Origin of the sequence: Nitrobacter sp. JJSN, from assembly GCF_051912485.1 — a bacterium.
Classification (GTDB): Bacteria; Pseudomonadota; Alphaproteobacteria; order Rhizobiales; family Xanthobacteraceae; genus Nitrobacter.
In genome coordinates this window covers 1,284,977-1,298,262 of the sequence record NZ_CP196822.1, presented here as the reverse complement: position 1 = coordinate 1,298,262, position 13,286 = coordinate 1,284,977, and the positions used below count along the sequence as shown (strand labels likewise).

The 13,286-nt window shown below is 60.7% G+C and carries 11 protein-coding genes; 8 read left to right on the top strand and 3 right to left on the bottom strand.

The features are described from left to right. Positions 1-231: 231 nt before the first annotated feature. Positions 232-453: a hypothetical protein gene (locus ACSZOQ_RS06420; protein ID WP_439925160.1), complete on the top strand. Its 222-nt coding sequence runs from the start codon at positions 232-234 to the stop codon at positions 451-453. A 71-nt stretch (positions 454-524) separates the two neighbouring features. Beyond that, entirely contained in the window at positions 525-2,402 is a 1,878-nt protein-coding gene (locus tag ACSZOQ_RS06415) for an ABC-F family ATP-binding cassette domain-containing protein (protein ID WP_439925159.1), read from the top strand. Positions 2,403-2,515: 113 nt separating this feature from the next. On the opposite strand, the gene ACSZOQ_RS06410 is transcribed toward ACSZOQ_RS06415, so the two are convergent. The 3 genes from ACSZOQ_RS06410 to ACSZOQ_RS06400 form a co-directional block, all read right to left on the bottom strand. Continuing rightward, a complete protein-coding gene (locus ACSZOQ_RS06410; RefSeq protein ID WP_439925158.1) occupies positions 2,516-3,055 on the bottom strand; it encodes a hypothetical protein in 540 nt (179 codons plus the stop codon). 166 nt (positions 3,056-3,221) lie between these two features. Continuing rightward, positions 3,222-3,674, bottom strand: a complete 453-nt coding sequence (locus tag ACSZOQ_RS06405; protein ID WP_439925157.1) for a DNA polymerase III subunit chi — start codon at positions 3,672-3,674, stop codon at positions 3,222-3,224. Then, positions 3,671-5,173: a leucyl aminopeptidase gene (locus ACSZOQ_RS06400; protein ID WP_439925156.1), complete on the bottom strand. Its 1,503-nt coding sequence runs from the start codon at positions 5,171-5,173 to the stop codon at positions 3,671-3,673. Before ACSZOQ_RS06400 ends, ACSZOQ_RS06405 begins: the two co-directional genes overlap by 4 nt. Before the next feature lie 365 nt (positions 5,174-5,538). Between ACSZOQ_RS06400 and lptF the strand changes: the two genes are divergently transcribed. The 6 genes from lptF (at position 5,539) to rsmA (ending at position 13,277) form a co-directional block, all read left to right on the top strand. Then, positions 5,539-6,708: an LPS export ABC transporter permease LptF gene (gene lptF, locus ACSZOQ_RS06395; RefSeq protein WP_439925155.1), complete on the top strand. Its 1,170-nt coding sequence runs from the start codon at positions 5,539-5,541 to the stop codon at positions 6,706-6,708. After that, positions 6,705-7,802: an LPS export ABC transporter permease LptG gene (gene lptG / locus ACSZOQ_RS06390; RefSeq protein WP_439925154.1), complete on the top strand. Its 1,098-nt coding sequence runs from the start codon at positions 6,705-6,707 to the stop codon at positions 7,800-7,802. Before lptF ends, lptG begins: the two co-directional genes overlap by 4 nt. Further along, positions 7,802-10,297, top strand: coding sequence for an LPS-assembly protein LptD (locus tag ACSZOQ_RS06385; protein WP_439925153.1), 2,496 nt, complete (start codon positions 7,802-7,804; stop codon positions 10,295-10,297). The genes lptG and ACSZOQ_RS06385 overlap by 1 nt, the downstream gene beginning before the upstream one ends. 85 nt (positions 10,298-10,382) lie before the next feature. Beyond that, a complete protein-coding gene (locus ACSZOQ_RS06380; RefSeq protein ID WP_439925968.1) occupies positions 10,383-11,342 on the top strand; it encodes a SurA N-terminal domain-containing protein in 960 nt (319 codons plus the stop codon). A 67-nt stretch (positions 11,343-11,409) separates the two neighbouring features. After that, positions 11,410-12,417, top strand: coding sequence for a 4-hydroxythreonine-4-phosphate dehydrogenase PdxA (pdxA, locus tag ACSZOQ_RS06375; RefSeq protein ID WP_439925152.1), 1,008 nt, complete (start codon positions 11,410-11,412; stop codon positions 12,415-12,417). Then, the gene (gene rsmA / locus ACSZOQ_RS06370; RefSeq protein ID WP_439925151.1) at positions 12,414-13,277 is read left to right on the top strand and encodes a 16S rRNA (adenine(1518)-N(6)/adenine(1519)-N(6))-dimethyltransferase RsmA; all 864 of its coding nucleotides are present in this window, start codon (positions 12,414-12,416) and stop codon (positions 13,275-13,277) included. The genes pdxA and rsmA overlap by 4 nt, the downstream gene beginning before the upstream one ends. The last annotated feature ends 9 nt before the right edge of the window (positions 13,278-13,286 follow it).

Below are 13,286 nucleotides of genomic sequence, written 5' to 3'. Positions count from 1 at the left end.
CGAGCTGGAACAAGAGCGGCTCCACCCCGCCCGGAGCCTCTGATCGTTGTCGTGCAGCCGGCCTGGGCGAGCTTTTCGCGATTTCAGCCGCGCGCGCCATCCGACTGATTCCTGCCGGGCGTTAACGTTTGTGCTTGCAGATTCCGCATGCCATGGGCACATACCGCCGGAAACAATTTGCCACTCCACGACTTAATCCCGTGTCCTCTGGTATATGGAGACGAACGAGGAATGTCTGACGGAACCGCCGAAAGCGCTGACCGGATCGATGCGAAGACCGGCAAGGCGGTCGCCGAGGCGATCGGCGAGCGGCTGCGGGCCCATGTCCGGCCCGAAGAGGCGAAGCTACCCGTCCAACTCCAGCTTCTGCTGGACCAACTGCGCACGCAAGACGGTACGCCCGATAGCATTTCGGGCACAGCTCCCGTTTCCGGCATTTCTAACTGGTCGTGAGCCGACCGCCGATCTCTCGCGAACTACCACAAACAGGTTGCGTTTGGCTGGCACAGCGGTGAAAAGCCAGCATGCTTTCCCTCACCGATATCTCGATCCGCATCGCCGGACGGCTTCTGATCGACCATAGCTCCGTACAGATCGTGCCCGGCGCGCGCGTCGGCTTTGTCGGACGCAACGGCGTCGGCAAATCCACGCTGTTCCAGGCGATCCGCGGAGAACTCCCGACAGAAACGGGCACCATCGCCATTCCGCCGCGCTGGCGCATCGGCAGCCTCGCGCAAGAAGCGCCCGACGGCCCGGAGAGCCTGGTCGAGGTGGTGCTCAAGGCCGACGCCGAACGCCACACGCTGCTGTCCGAAGCCGAAACCGCGCGCGACCCCCATCGCATCGCGGACATCCAGACGCGTCTTGTCGATATCGATGCCCATTCCGCGCCGGCGCGGGCGGCGTCGATCCTGAGCGGTCTCGGATTTTCAACCGCGGATCAGGCCCGACCCTGCTCGGAATTTTCAGGCGGCTGGCGCATGCGTGTCGCGCTGGCTGCGACCCTCTTTGCCGCACCCGACCTGCTGCTGCTGGACGAGCCGACCAACTACCTCGATCTCGAAGGCACGCTCTGGCTGGAAGATCATCTCGCGAACTATCCTCGCACGGTCATCGTAATCAGTCATGACCGCGACCTGCTCGACACATCCGTCGATCAGATTCTGCACCTCGATCGCGGCAAGCTCTCGCTCTACAAGGGCACCTATTCTTCCTTCGAGGACCAGCGCGCCACCCGCGAGATGCTCGACGCCAAGCACGCCAGGCGGCAGGCCGACGAACGCAAGCGGCTCCAGGACTTCGTCGATCGCTTCAAGGCCAAGGCCTCGAAGGCGCGTCAGGCACAGTCACGCGTGAAGATGCTCGAACGCATGAAGCCCGTGACCGCGCTGGTCACGCAGGACGTACGTGAGATTTCTTTTCCCGTGCCAGAAAAGCTGCTGTCGCCGCCGATCATCGCCGTTGATCAGGCAACCGTTGGTTACGACCCGGAATCGCCGGTCCTCAAACACGTGACCTTGAGGATCGACGAGGATGATCGCATCGCCCTGCTCGGCGCCAACGGCAACGGCAAGTCCACCCTCGTCAAACTGCTCGCGGGAAAGCTGCAACCGTTTGCCGGCAAGGTGGTGCGCGCCGACAAATTGTCGATCGGCTATTTCGCCCAGCATCAGACCGACGAACTGGACCTCGATGGCTCGCCCTACGATCATGTGCGCCGACTGATGCTCGGTGCACCGGAAACGAAAATCCGCGCCCGCGTCGGCGCCATCGGCTTTTCCGGCAAGGCAGGCGACACCCTCGTGAGAAGCCTGTCGGGCGGCGAAAAAGCGCGCCTTCTACTCGGGCTTGCGACATTCTACGCGCCGAACATGATCATTCTCGACGAGCCGACCAACCATCTCGATATCGACAGCCGCGCCGTTCTTGCCGAAGCCATCAACGAATTTCCCGGCGCCGTGATCATGGTCTCGCACGATCGCTACCTGATCGAAGCCTGCGCCGACCAATTGTGGGTGGTCGCAGACCGAGCGGTCACACCTTACGATGGCGACCTCGACGATTACCGACGCGCGGTTCTGTCAGCGCGAGGCATGCGCACAAGCGCCCGCGATCGCGGATCCAGTGAGCGCGACAACGGCCGCGACAAGCCTCAACGCACCAAGACTGAAAAGCGCGTGCCGCTCAAACAGAAGATCGCGAACGCCGAAGCCGAGATCGAGCGGATCACCGGTATCATCGCGAAAATCGATGTCGCCCTGGCGTTGCCGGATCTGTTCAAGCGCGATCCCAAACAGGCCGCGCAACTGAGCAAGGCGCGCGCCAGTGCAACCAACGCCCTGCAGCGCGCCGAAGAGGCCTGGCTGGAGGCCAGCGCATCATACGAAGAAACACCGAGCTAAAGCGTTTTCAAGCGAAGTGGGTACCGGTTCGCGTGAAGAAAACGCGTCCAATCAAAAATAAGGCCTCGCTTCTGATTCCATCAGAAGCGGAAAGGCTCTGAGGCACCGAAAACTCAGGTCGCCGCGCCCTTCTTCTTTTTCGCTCGCCGCTCTGGCTTCGCAGGTGCGACCGGTTCAGGCGCCCTTTCGATCGAGGACAGACGTCCCGCGGTAAAGGTGTAGATTCCGGCGCGCGACCCCTTAAGGAACGTCAGCACCGCAACGCGGTCGCCGTGCGGATTGTTGGAGAGGCTGACATTGTCCGGCGCGCCGATACCGCGCGTTACGTCGCATTCGGTGTGACCCAGCGCCACCGTGCCTGTAACAGGCGCCACAGATGTCGACGTTGTCGGCCCCCCTGCTGCGCCATCGGCAAGCGCGCTGGATTCACCAGCGCCGATCGGCGGTGCCATGCCGGGACAAAGGCCGTCCGCGCTGATGAGGTCGTCCGGGGTCACCGGCTTGTCTGGGGTGAGTGGCGGCGTTTCGATCGAAACGTTCTTGATGAACAGCCTACCCGATCGCGAAAACCAGTCCGCATCCTTGGCGGACGACAACATGTCCGATGCGCCGCTGCAACCCGATACAAGCGGCGCCAAGAAAAGCAACGACATCAAGGCCCTTCGGTGAAATCTGGGCTGTCTCACGAATTCTGTTCCCAATGGATCGTAAAAAAAGCTGTCCCAACACCAATTTGAGGCACGACCGTGGCCAGCCGTGAATTCAGATCAGAAAGCCTCAAATATTAATAAATTACAATATATATAGCTATATATATCGCTATTGCCGACGCTGCCAGCGTCCCCTTTCGTCGGCCTGCCAGTAGGTCACCTCGAACCCCCGCGACTTGCATTCGGTCCAGACAGCCCGCGCAGCGTCCAGCGCGACACCGTCGTCGCCATCGAAAACCAGCACCAGCCGTTCGTAGGCTTCCGGGCTTGCCGGAAGCGGCGCGCTGTCGATCAGAAATCTGACGGTTGCCCGATTGGGATTGTGGCCGTCGATTGTCAGAACGATCGGCTGGTCGCTCGCGTCCTCGATCCGCCACGTCGCATGCGGTAAAAATGAGTCGTCGCGATAGGTCCATAGATGCGCGTCGAGCGCATCGGCACGCTCCTCGGAGGTTGTGTGCACGACGGCTCGCCAGCCACGCTCGAAGGTTTTTTCGAGGAGCGGCGGCAGAACGCTTTCAAGCGACATATTCTGCAGATGATAGAATAGGACTTCGGTCATCGCCGCGTTTCGTAGTATTCCGCCACCAGCCGGTCCAACAGGCGTACGCCAAAGCCGGATCCCCAGCTCTGATTGATGTCGGATTTCGGAGCGCCCATCGCTGTTCCCGCGATGTCGAGATGCGCCCAGGGCGTGTTGTCGACAAACCGTTGTAAAAATTGCGCAGCCGTGATCGAGCCGCCATAACGGCCGCCGATATTTTTCATGTCGGCAAACTGCGAGTCGATCAGCTTGTCGTATTCGGGCGCGAGCGGCATGCGCCATACGCGTTCGCCGGTCTCGAGGCCAATCTTGGTGAGCCGCTCCGACAACTGATCGTTGTTGGAAAAAAGACCGGCGTGTTCGGTGCCGAGCGCAACCATGATCGCCCCGGTCAGCGTTGCGAGATCGATCATGACGTTCGGCTTAAATTTTTTCGCCACGTACCAGAGCACGTCGGCGAGAACGAGCCGGCCCTCGGCGTCGGTATTGATGACCTCGATGGTCTGGCCGGACATCGAGGTCACGATATCGCCGGGCCGCTGCGCGTTGCCGTCGGGCATGTTCTCGACGAGACCGATCGCGCCGACGACATTGACCTTCGCCTTGCGCGCAGCCAGCGCATGCATCAACCCGACCACGCAGGCTGCGCCGCCCATGTCGCCCTTCATGTCTTCCATGCTGCCGGCGGGCTTGATTGAGATGCCGCCGGTATCGAAGCAGACGCCCTTGCCGACAAAGGCAATCGGCGGCTCGCCCTTCTTGCCGCCGTTCCAGCGCATGACCACGGTCCGGCTGGGTCGCACCGACCCCTGCCCGACACCGAGCAACGCGCCCATGCCAAGTTTTGCCATCGCCTTGACGTCGAGAATATCGATGCCGACCCCGATCTTGCGCAACTGGCTGGCGCGCCGCGCGAATTCTTCCGGATAGAGCACATTAGGCGGCTCGTTCACGAGATCGCGCGCGATGTTAACGCCATCGACAACATGATTGTCCGGGGCGAAGGCTTTCTTCACAGCAGCGGGATCGGCGACCGCGATCGACACATCGGCTTGCAGGGCCGTGTCGTCGCCGTCTTTCTTCCTGGTCTTGTAGCGATCGAATTTGTAAGCGCGCAATCGGATGCCGGAGGCCAGAGACGCCGATTGATCGGAGTTCATCGCCCCCGACGGCAGTTCCGCAACGACTGTGACGGCACCGGTGTCGCCGCGAATCTTTCCGGCGAGGACGCCGCCGAATTTGAGGAAATCGCTGCCCTTGAGGGCAGACGCCGTGCCAGTACCGACGACGATCAGGCGATCCGCCTTGACACCCTCCGGTGCGAGGATATCGAGCGTCGCGGCACTTTTGCCCTTGAACCGATTGGTCGCTGAGGCTCGTTTGACGACGCTGGCTGATGCCCCGAGAACCTTGCTCGTAGCCCGGCCGAATTTCAGCGTATCGTCGCAGAACACCACGAGGATGCCGCGTGGGGCGGTCGAAAGCGGAACAAAGCCGACCTTGACGGCATCGGGCATCAAAAATCCTCCAGAATCAGGGTGGCACAGCGTCGGAATCGGGCTGGCGTGTGAAGTGCCGACTATGACCTGTCAAAGGCGACGCTGCCAAGGTCCGCAATCCCGGATCAGCTATCCGCAACCATATAGGCTCCAAAACCCGCTCAGAGGCGCATTTGCGGTCGAGCCGTCGTGGCTGCGAGGCCACATATCCTGGAATTTAACCATAATCGATGGGCATCGGGGCTCGGCCATTTTGTTGACAGATCAAAGGGATGGTACTGAGAGACGAGTCGGGTAAAACATTGGCGAGGCTTGGGGAAGCCTCCACCGGATCGGGCGCAGCCGGTTGTTTTTAATCCGGGGGACGGGGATCGTTCAGACCGATGGGGTCGATCGACAAGTATATTTTTCGGACGACGCTGGCGTCGTTTGTCGTGGTTCTGGTCAGCCTGACGGGGGTGATCTGGATTACGCAGGCGTTGCGCGGCATCGACCTGATGACAAGCCAGGGTCAGACCATTCTGACGTTCCTGGGGATCACCAGCCTCGCGATCCCGGTGCTGGTGCTGATCATCTCCCCGATTGCGCTGATGATCGCGATTTCGCACACCCTCCATAAGCTTGCGACGGATTCGGAAATCATCGTGATGAACGCCGCCGGCCTGTCGCCGTTCGGGCTGTTCCGGCCGTTCATCTACGCCACCGTGGTCGTAGCCTTGCTGGTAACGTTTATCGCGGCCTATCTTGCGCCCGACGGTTTGCGCCGGCTGAAACGATGGGACGCTGAAATCACTGCCGACGTTCTGGCCAACGTTCTGCAGCCCGGCCGGTTTGCGCAGCTCGACGCAAATCTGACGATTCGGGTTCGAGAACGCCAACCCGGCGGTCTGCTCGTCGGGATATTCATCGACGATCGCCGCAATCCGAACGAGCGGCTCAGTATCGTCGCAGACCACGGAACGGTGATGAAGAACGACAACGGATCGTTCCTCGTTCTTGAAGACGGACACCTGGAGCGACTCGAAGCCGGCAAGCGCGAACCAAACATGGTGGCATTCCGTCGCAATGCGTTCGACATGTCGAAATTCTCGAATCGGGGACACGACGTCGTTTACGGCATCCGCGAGCGCTACCTCTGGGAGTTGATCGGCCGGAAGCAGGATGATCCGCTGGTTCAACAGTTGCCCGGCCAGTTCCGCGCCGAACTTCACGATCGTTTTACCGCGCCGCTCTATCCATTCGCCTTTGCTGCGTTGACCTTCGCATTCCTTGGAACCCCGCGCACGACGCGTCAGAGTCGCAATTTCTCCATGGGAGCGGCAATTGCGGCCGTGTTCGGTCTGCGCATGGCGGGGTTCGCGCTTTCGGTCATGACCTTGAAGTCGCCAATAGCCCCGCTCCTGCAATATCTGCTTCTGTTCGGCGCGATCGGTGTCAGCCTCCAGGTAATTCTTGCCGGAACCGTGCTCGAACCGCCCGCCGCTTTGATCGAAGCGATCAACAGATCGAACGCGCGGCTCCTCCGCCTGCTCCGGAGGCCAGCCGCCGCATGAGCATGTTGACGAATACATTGGGTCGCTATTTCGCCGGCCGTTTTGCGGTGGCTACGCTCGGCGTGTTCGCCAGCATCTTCCTGCTTCTCGTTCTCGTCGACTACATCGAAATGGTCCGGAGGACCTCCGGACTTGCGTCGGCGTCGGCAATCGTGGTCGCGGAAACGTCACTCTTCAGGGTGCCGCAGTCGCTTGAGAAACTGACCCCGTTTTGTGTCCTGATCGGCGCCATGACCTGCTACCTTGCCTTGTCGCGGCGACTCGAACTGGTGGTGGCGCGCGCCGCAGGTGTCTCGGCATGGCAATTCATCTCGCCGGCGCTCGCGTGCGCCATCGTACTCGGCGTCCTCGCGACCACAGCCTATAATCCGATGTCCGCCAAACTGCGCGAATTGTCCAAGCGGACGGAGGCCGAACTGTTCGGCGGCGTCCCCGGAGGAGGCCTGCAGGACGCATCCGGATTCTGGATCAATCAGGTGACGAACGAGGGCCAGGCCATCATCAACGCCGCGCGCAGCGAGCAGCAAGGCGTCCGCCTGACCGGGCTCACCGTGTTCAGATTCGATCCCGACTCCAAGTTCAGAGAGCGTATCGAGTCACGCGAGGCGACCCTCGAGGACGGCCGCTGGCTGTTCAAAGACGTTCGCCGCTTTACGCTCGACGGCCCCCCGGTCGAACAGAAAACCTTCGCACTCCCGACCAGTCTGACATCGGCGCAAGTTCGAAACAGTTTTTCGACCCCCGAAACTGTGTCATTTTGGCAACTGCCGAGCTATATCAGATCATCCGAGAGTTCAGGATTCGCGAGCGCGGGCTACCGGCTGCAATACCACAAACTCATCGCACAGCCATTTTTGCTGGCTGCAATGGTGATGCTAGCGGCCTCGGTAAGCCTCAGGTTCTTCCGCTTCGGCGGCGTGCAAAAGATGGTTTTGAGTGGCGTGGGATCGGGCTTTCTGCTCTACGTCCTGTCCAAGATAACCGAGGATTTGAGCAAGGCCGAGTTGATGAATCCGATCGCTGCGGCGTGGCTGCCCGTCTGCGTGGGCGGCCTCGCCGGCTTTTTGGTCTTGCTGTACCAGGAGGACGGGTAGTGGCTGCAATCGCCGCCCTCCGAAGACGCTTGCCTGATTGCGAGCGGCGCATCCCCCTGCGCCGCCGACGAATCGGCATGTCCGCGATTCTGACCTCGCTGGCCACCGCAGCTCTCGGTCTGATCGCCGCAGCAGCATTGGACATCGTCACGACCACACCGGTCGCGGCCCAAAGTTTCACGTATAATCCTCACCCGGCAAAGCCCAAGCCGCCACCAGCTCAGAACAACGGGCAGATGCTCGTTCAAGCCACCGAACTCGACTACGACTACAACAACTCTCGCGTGTCGGCGGTCGGCAACGTGCAGATGTTCTACAACGGCACGAGCGTCGAGGCGGACAAGGTCATCTACGACCAAAAAACCAAGCGGCTTCACGCCGAGGGCAACATCCGCATGACCGATGCGGACGGCAAGGTCACCTACGCCAACATCCTCGATTTGAGCGACGACTACCGGGATGGCTTTGTCGACTCGCTGAGGGTCGACACCGCGGACGCCACGCGCATGGCAGCGAGCAGGGCCGATCGGACCGAAGGCAACTACACGGTCTTCGAGAACGGCGTCTATACCGCCTGCGCGCCCTGCAAGGACGATCCGAAAAAGCCTCCGCTGTGGCAGGTCAAGGGCGCGCGCATCATTCACAATCAAACCGAAAAGATGCTGTACTTCGAGGACGCCCGGCTGGAATTCTACGGCGTGCCGATGGCCTATATGCCCTTCTTCTCCACGCCGGATCCAACCGTGAAGCGCAAAAGCGGCTTCCTGATGCCGTTTGTGTCTTCCTATAGTCCCTATGGGATCGGGGTCGAAGTCCCCTATTATTTTGCTCTCGCGCCGGACTACGATCTGACCCTCTCGCCGCGCTTTACCACGCGGCAGGGTGTACTGATGCAGGGCGAGTTCCGGCAGCGTCTCATCGACGGCGCTTATCAAATCCGGGCTTATGGAATCGACCAGCAGGATCCAGGGGCATTCGGTTCGGGTCCGGGCAATCGGGAATTCCGGGGCGGCATCGACACCAAGGGCCAGTTCGCACTGAACGACAAATGGGTCTGGGGCTGGGACGGCGTCCTGTTGAGCGACTACTTTTTCTTCTCCGACTACCGGCTGAAACAATACAGTGACGCCCTGCAATCGTTCCTGAGTCTGCCGACCGAAGCGATCTCGCAGCTCTATCTGACCGGCGTCGGTAACCGTAGCTACTTCGACGCTCGCGCGATCCACTACCTGAGCTTCTCGGGCAACCAAAGTCAGGTTCCGGTTGTTGCGCCGGTTATCGATTATTCGAATGTCGTCAATCATTCGGTCATCGGCGGTGAGTTCAGCTACAAGTTCAACTTCACCAACCTCACGCGTGATCAGGCGCAGTTCGATCCGATCTCCACGCTCGCGAATACCTCTTATCTGTGCCTTCCGACATCGGCCGACCCGATGGCGCGGACGCCCAACAACTGTCTATTGCGCGGCGTTCCCGGTACCTACACCCGACTGACCGCGGAAGCACAGTGGCGCAAGTCATTCACCGATTCCTTCGGTCAGATCTGGACGCCGTTCGCTTCTCTTCGCGCCGACGCGATCAATGCCGACATCTCGAACCAGCAGGGCGTGTCCAACTTCCTTCCGCCCGGCGACACCCAGGCGATCCGCATGATGCCGGCGGTGGGTCTGGAATACCGCTATCCCTTCATCAACGTTCAGCCCTGGGGCACCACGACGATCGAACCGATCGCGCAGGTCATCATCCGCCCGAACGAGAGCTATGCAGGCAAGCTGCCGAACGAGGATGCGCAAAGCCTGGTCTTCGACGCCAGCAACCTCTTCAGTGTCGACAAATTCTCCGGCTACGACCGCGTCGAAGGCGGCGGACGCGCTAATGTGGGCGTACAGGCGACGACGCAATTCGATCGTGGTGGTTCGATCAATTTCCTGTTCGGCCAGTCCTATCATCTGTTCGGCCTGAACTCGTTCGCTGTCGCGGATCTTACCAATACCGGCGTTGATTCCGGCTTGCAGCGCGCGCAATCCGACTATGTGACGAGCCTCAACTATTCACCTAACAGCATCTTCACGTTCAGCACACGCGCGCGTTTTGATGAAGCGACCTTGAACGTGCAGCGCTTCGAAGCCGAAGGCCGCGCCAGCTTCAACCGTTGGTCTGCGAGCGTCTTGTACGGCGATTATGCCGCGCAGCCGGACCTCGGATATCTTACGCGCCGCCGGGGAATTCTAGGCTCCGGTTCTGTCAAGATTGCATCGAACTGGGTCGTGCAGGGTGCGGCACGCTGGGATCTGGAAGCCAACGAGATCAACCAGTATACAATCGGCGCAGGATATGTGGACGATTGTTTCGTCCTCGGCCTCAACTACGTGACATCATACACCTATTCTGCAGGAACGACGGCGCCTCAGCTTAACCATGCTTTCATGCTTCAACTTGGCTTGCGGACTCTGGGCCAGACCCGCGGCGGGTCGAGCGGCTCCGGCGTCCAGTAATTTCCAAAGCGGCGGCAGACTGGCAGGGCAACGCCGCCGATATGACCCAGACCTGGCTGACAAGAGAGCTGCTAGCGCGACTGACATGAAAATGATCTTGCTCCTCCGGGCGTTTTTCCGATTTGCCGTATTCGCAATTCTTCCGCTCGCCTGCCTGAACTCGCCGCTGCATGCGCAGTCTGTAGCGGTCATGGTCAACGGCGAGCCGATCACTACTTTCGATATCGAACAGCGCAGCCGGCTGATTCAAATATCCACGCACAAAACGCCGACCCGGCAGCAGGTGGTCGATGAGTTGATCGACGAAAAGGTGAAGGTCAAGGAAGCCAAGAAGTACGGTGTGAACCCGACGTCAGCAGATGTCGATCAGGCGTACGCCAGCATGGGCGCGCGGATGCGGATGTCACCTGAACAGTTGACGAAATCGCTCGCCTCTCAGGGTGTTCGCCCGGACACGATCAAGGCGCGCCTGAAGGCCGATCTTGTCTGGGGAAGCCTCGTGCGCGGCCGCTTCAAGGATAGCCTTCTTGTCAGCGACCGCGATGTCAACGAAGCACTGAAAAGCAGCGGCGACGACCAATCGAAAACGGAGGGGTTCGAATACCAGATGCGCCCCATCGTGTTGATCGTTCCGCGTGGCGCAGCTGCTTCTGTGATGGAGGCCCGGCGCAAGGAAGCCGACTCGTTGCGTGAACGCGTTCAGTCGTGCGAGGAGGCGACTAGCATTTTCAAAGCGATGCGGAACGCAACAATCCGCGATACCGTCGTCAAGACCTCGGCCGACCTGCCCCCGCCACTTCGTGATTTGCTCGACAAGACGCCGGTGGGGCATCTGACACCACCGGAGGTCACACGGCAGGGCGTGGAAATGGTTGCTGTCTGTGGAAAGAAGACGACCAGCGTGGATACCCCAAAGAAAAAGGAAATCCGCGAAAAGATGTTCACTGCCAAGTATGAGAAGAAATCAAAGGATTATCTGGACGATATTCGGAAATCCGCGATGATCGAATATCGTCAGGGCGGACCCGGAAAAAAAGGCGAATAATGGTGACATTCGTACGCCTCGCTTCAGCTAGCGTACGGCGGACCAGAACCCGCGCTGGAGCGACCGCGTGGTGAAGCCTGTTGCACTAACCCTGGGCGAGCCGGCCGGCATCGGACCGGATATTGCTATCGCGGCGTGGCTTCGACGCAAGAGCGATGCCGTTCCGCCTTTCTACCTGCTTGGCGACCCCGCCTTTATCGCAGCACGCGCCAAGCTGCTCGGTGTTGATCTTCCTCTGGCTGACGCCGGCCACAACGACGACGCCCGGATATTCGCCGAAGCGCTTCCGATCGCTGCCACGGGCCATCCGACAACCGCGCCTCCCGGTCATCCCGATGAAAATAGCGCTGCGGCAACGATCGGATCCATCCGTCAGGCGGTCAACGACGTCGTCGCCGGACGTGCGGCCGCGATCGTCACCAATCCGATCGCGAAGAGCGTGCTGTACCGTGCCGGCTTCGCTCATCCCGGCCACACCGAGTTTCTCGCCGAACTGGCGGCGACGAACGGCCAACCGCCGCAACCGGTCATGTTGCTGTGGTCGTCAGATCTGGCGGTGGTGCCTGTTACGATTCATCTGCCGCTGCGCGAGGCGATCACGAAGCTGTCGAGCCGGATGATCGTGGACACCGTCCGCATCGTCGTCTCCGATCTGCATAAACGCTTCGGGATCGATCGGCCCCGCATAGCGGTATCCGGATTGAATCCCCATGCCGGAGAGGACGGCGCGCTCGGAACTGAAGATCAGACAATCATCGCTCCGGCCATCGCAACGCTGCACGCCGAGGGGATCGACGTCAGAGGCCCGCTTCCCGCCGACACCATGTTCCATGAAGCCGCGCGCCGGACTTATGACTGCGCGATCTGCATGTATCACGATCAGGCCCTGATTCCGGTCAAGACGCTGGCCTTCGATCGGGCAGTCAACGTCACGCTGGGATTGCCGTTCATCCGAACATCGCCCGATCACGGCACGGCATTCGACATCGCTGGTACGGGGCGCGCCAATCCATCAAGTCTGATCGCCGCGCTGCGTCTTGCCGCGCGGATGGCAGACTCAACACATTTGGCATGAGCACGATCGACGACCTTCCCCCGCTTCGCGACGTCATCAAACGCCATGAGCTGTCGGCGCGCAAATCGCTGGGACAGAATTTTCTACTCGATCTGAATCTCACTGCAAGGATCGCGCGTGCTGCCGGCCCGCTTCAAGATGCGACGGTCATCGAGGTCGGTCCCGGTCCTGGTGGGTTGACCCGTGCGCTGCTTGCCATGGGGGCGCATCGGGTCATCGCCATCGAGCGTGACGAGCGTGCGCTCGGCGCGCTGGAGGAAATCTCGAGTCGTTATCCCGACCGCCTTACGATCATCAACGCGGACGCGACGCAATTCGATCCTCGCCCGCTGCTCGGCACAGCACGCGCAAAGATCGTCGCCAACCTGCCCTATAACATCGCAACCGCCCTGTTGGTCGATTGGCTGAGCGTCGAGCCCTGGCCGCCCTGGTATGACACCATGGTGCTGATGTTCCAACGCGAGGTCGCCGAGCGCATCGTCGCGCGCGAAAACGAGGAGGCTTATGGCCGCCTCGGCGTGCTGTCGAATTGGCGCGCCGAGACCAAAATCCTGTTCGACATCTCGCCCGCGGCCTTCGTTCCACAGCCGCAGGTTACGTCCTCCGTGGTGCGGCTGGTGCCGCGCGAAAGACCTGATCCTTGCGAGCGCCGGTTGCTCGAACAGGTCGTCGCCGCCGCTTTCGGACAGCGTCGCAAGATGCTGCGGCAGAGCCTGAAGTCACTGCCCGCTGATCCGGCGCAACTGACGGCGGCGGCCGGCATTGACCCGACGCAGCGAGCCGAGACGGTTCCGATATCCGGCTTTGCCGCCATGGCCCGCGAATTGGCGGACATACGGAATGGAACGAACCGGGCCTGAGGAGAGAAA

Coding starts and splice junctions, on each gene's coding strand:
- ACSZOQ_RS06420 (WP_439925160.1), top strand. CDS start 232: ATGTCTGACGGAACCGCCGAAAGCGCTGACCGGATCGATGCGAAGACC.
- ACSZOQ_RS06415 (WP_439925159.1), top strand. CDS start 525: ATGCTTTCCCTCACCGATATCTCGATCCGCATCGCCGGACGGCTTCTG.
- ACSZOQ_RS06410 (WP_439925158.1), bottom strand. CDS start 3,055: ATGTCGTTGCTTTTCTTGGCGCCGCTTGTATCGGGTTGCAGCGGCGCA.
- ACSZOQ_RS06405 (WP_439925157.1), bottom strand. CDS start 3,674: ATGACCGAAGTCCTATTCTATCATCTGCAGAATATGTCGCTTGAAAGC.
- ACSZOQ_RS06400 (WP_439925156.1), bottom strand. CDS start 5,173: ATGCCCGATGCCGTCAAGGTCGGCTTTGTTCCGCTTTCGACCGCCCCA.
- lptF (WP_439925155.1), top strand. CDS start 5,539: ATGGGGTCGATCGACAAGTATATTTTTCGGACGACGCTGGCGTCGTTT.
- lptG (WP_439925154.1), top strand. CDS start 6,705: ATGAGCATGTTGACGAATACATTGGGTCGCTATTTCGCCGGCCGTTTT.
- ACSZOQ_RS06380 (WP_439925968.1), top strand. CDS start 10,383: ATGAAAATGATCTTGCTCCTCCGGGCGTTTTTCCGATTTGCCGTATTC.
- rsmA (WP_439925151.1), top strand. CDS start 12,414: ATGAGCACGATCGACGACCTTCCCCCGCTTCGCGACGTCATCAAACGC.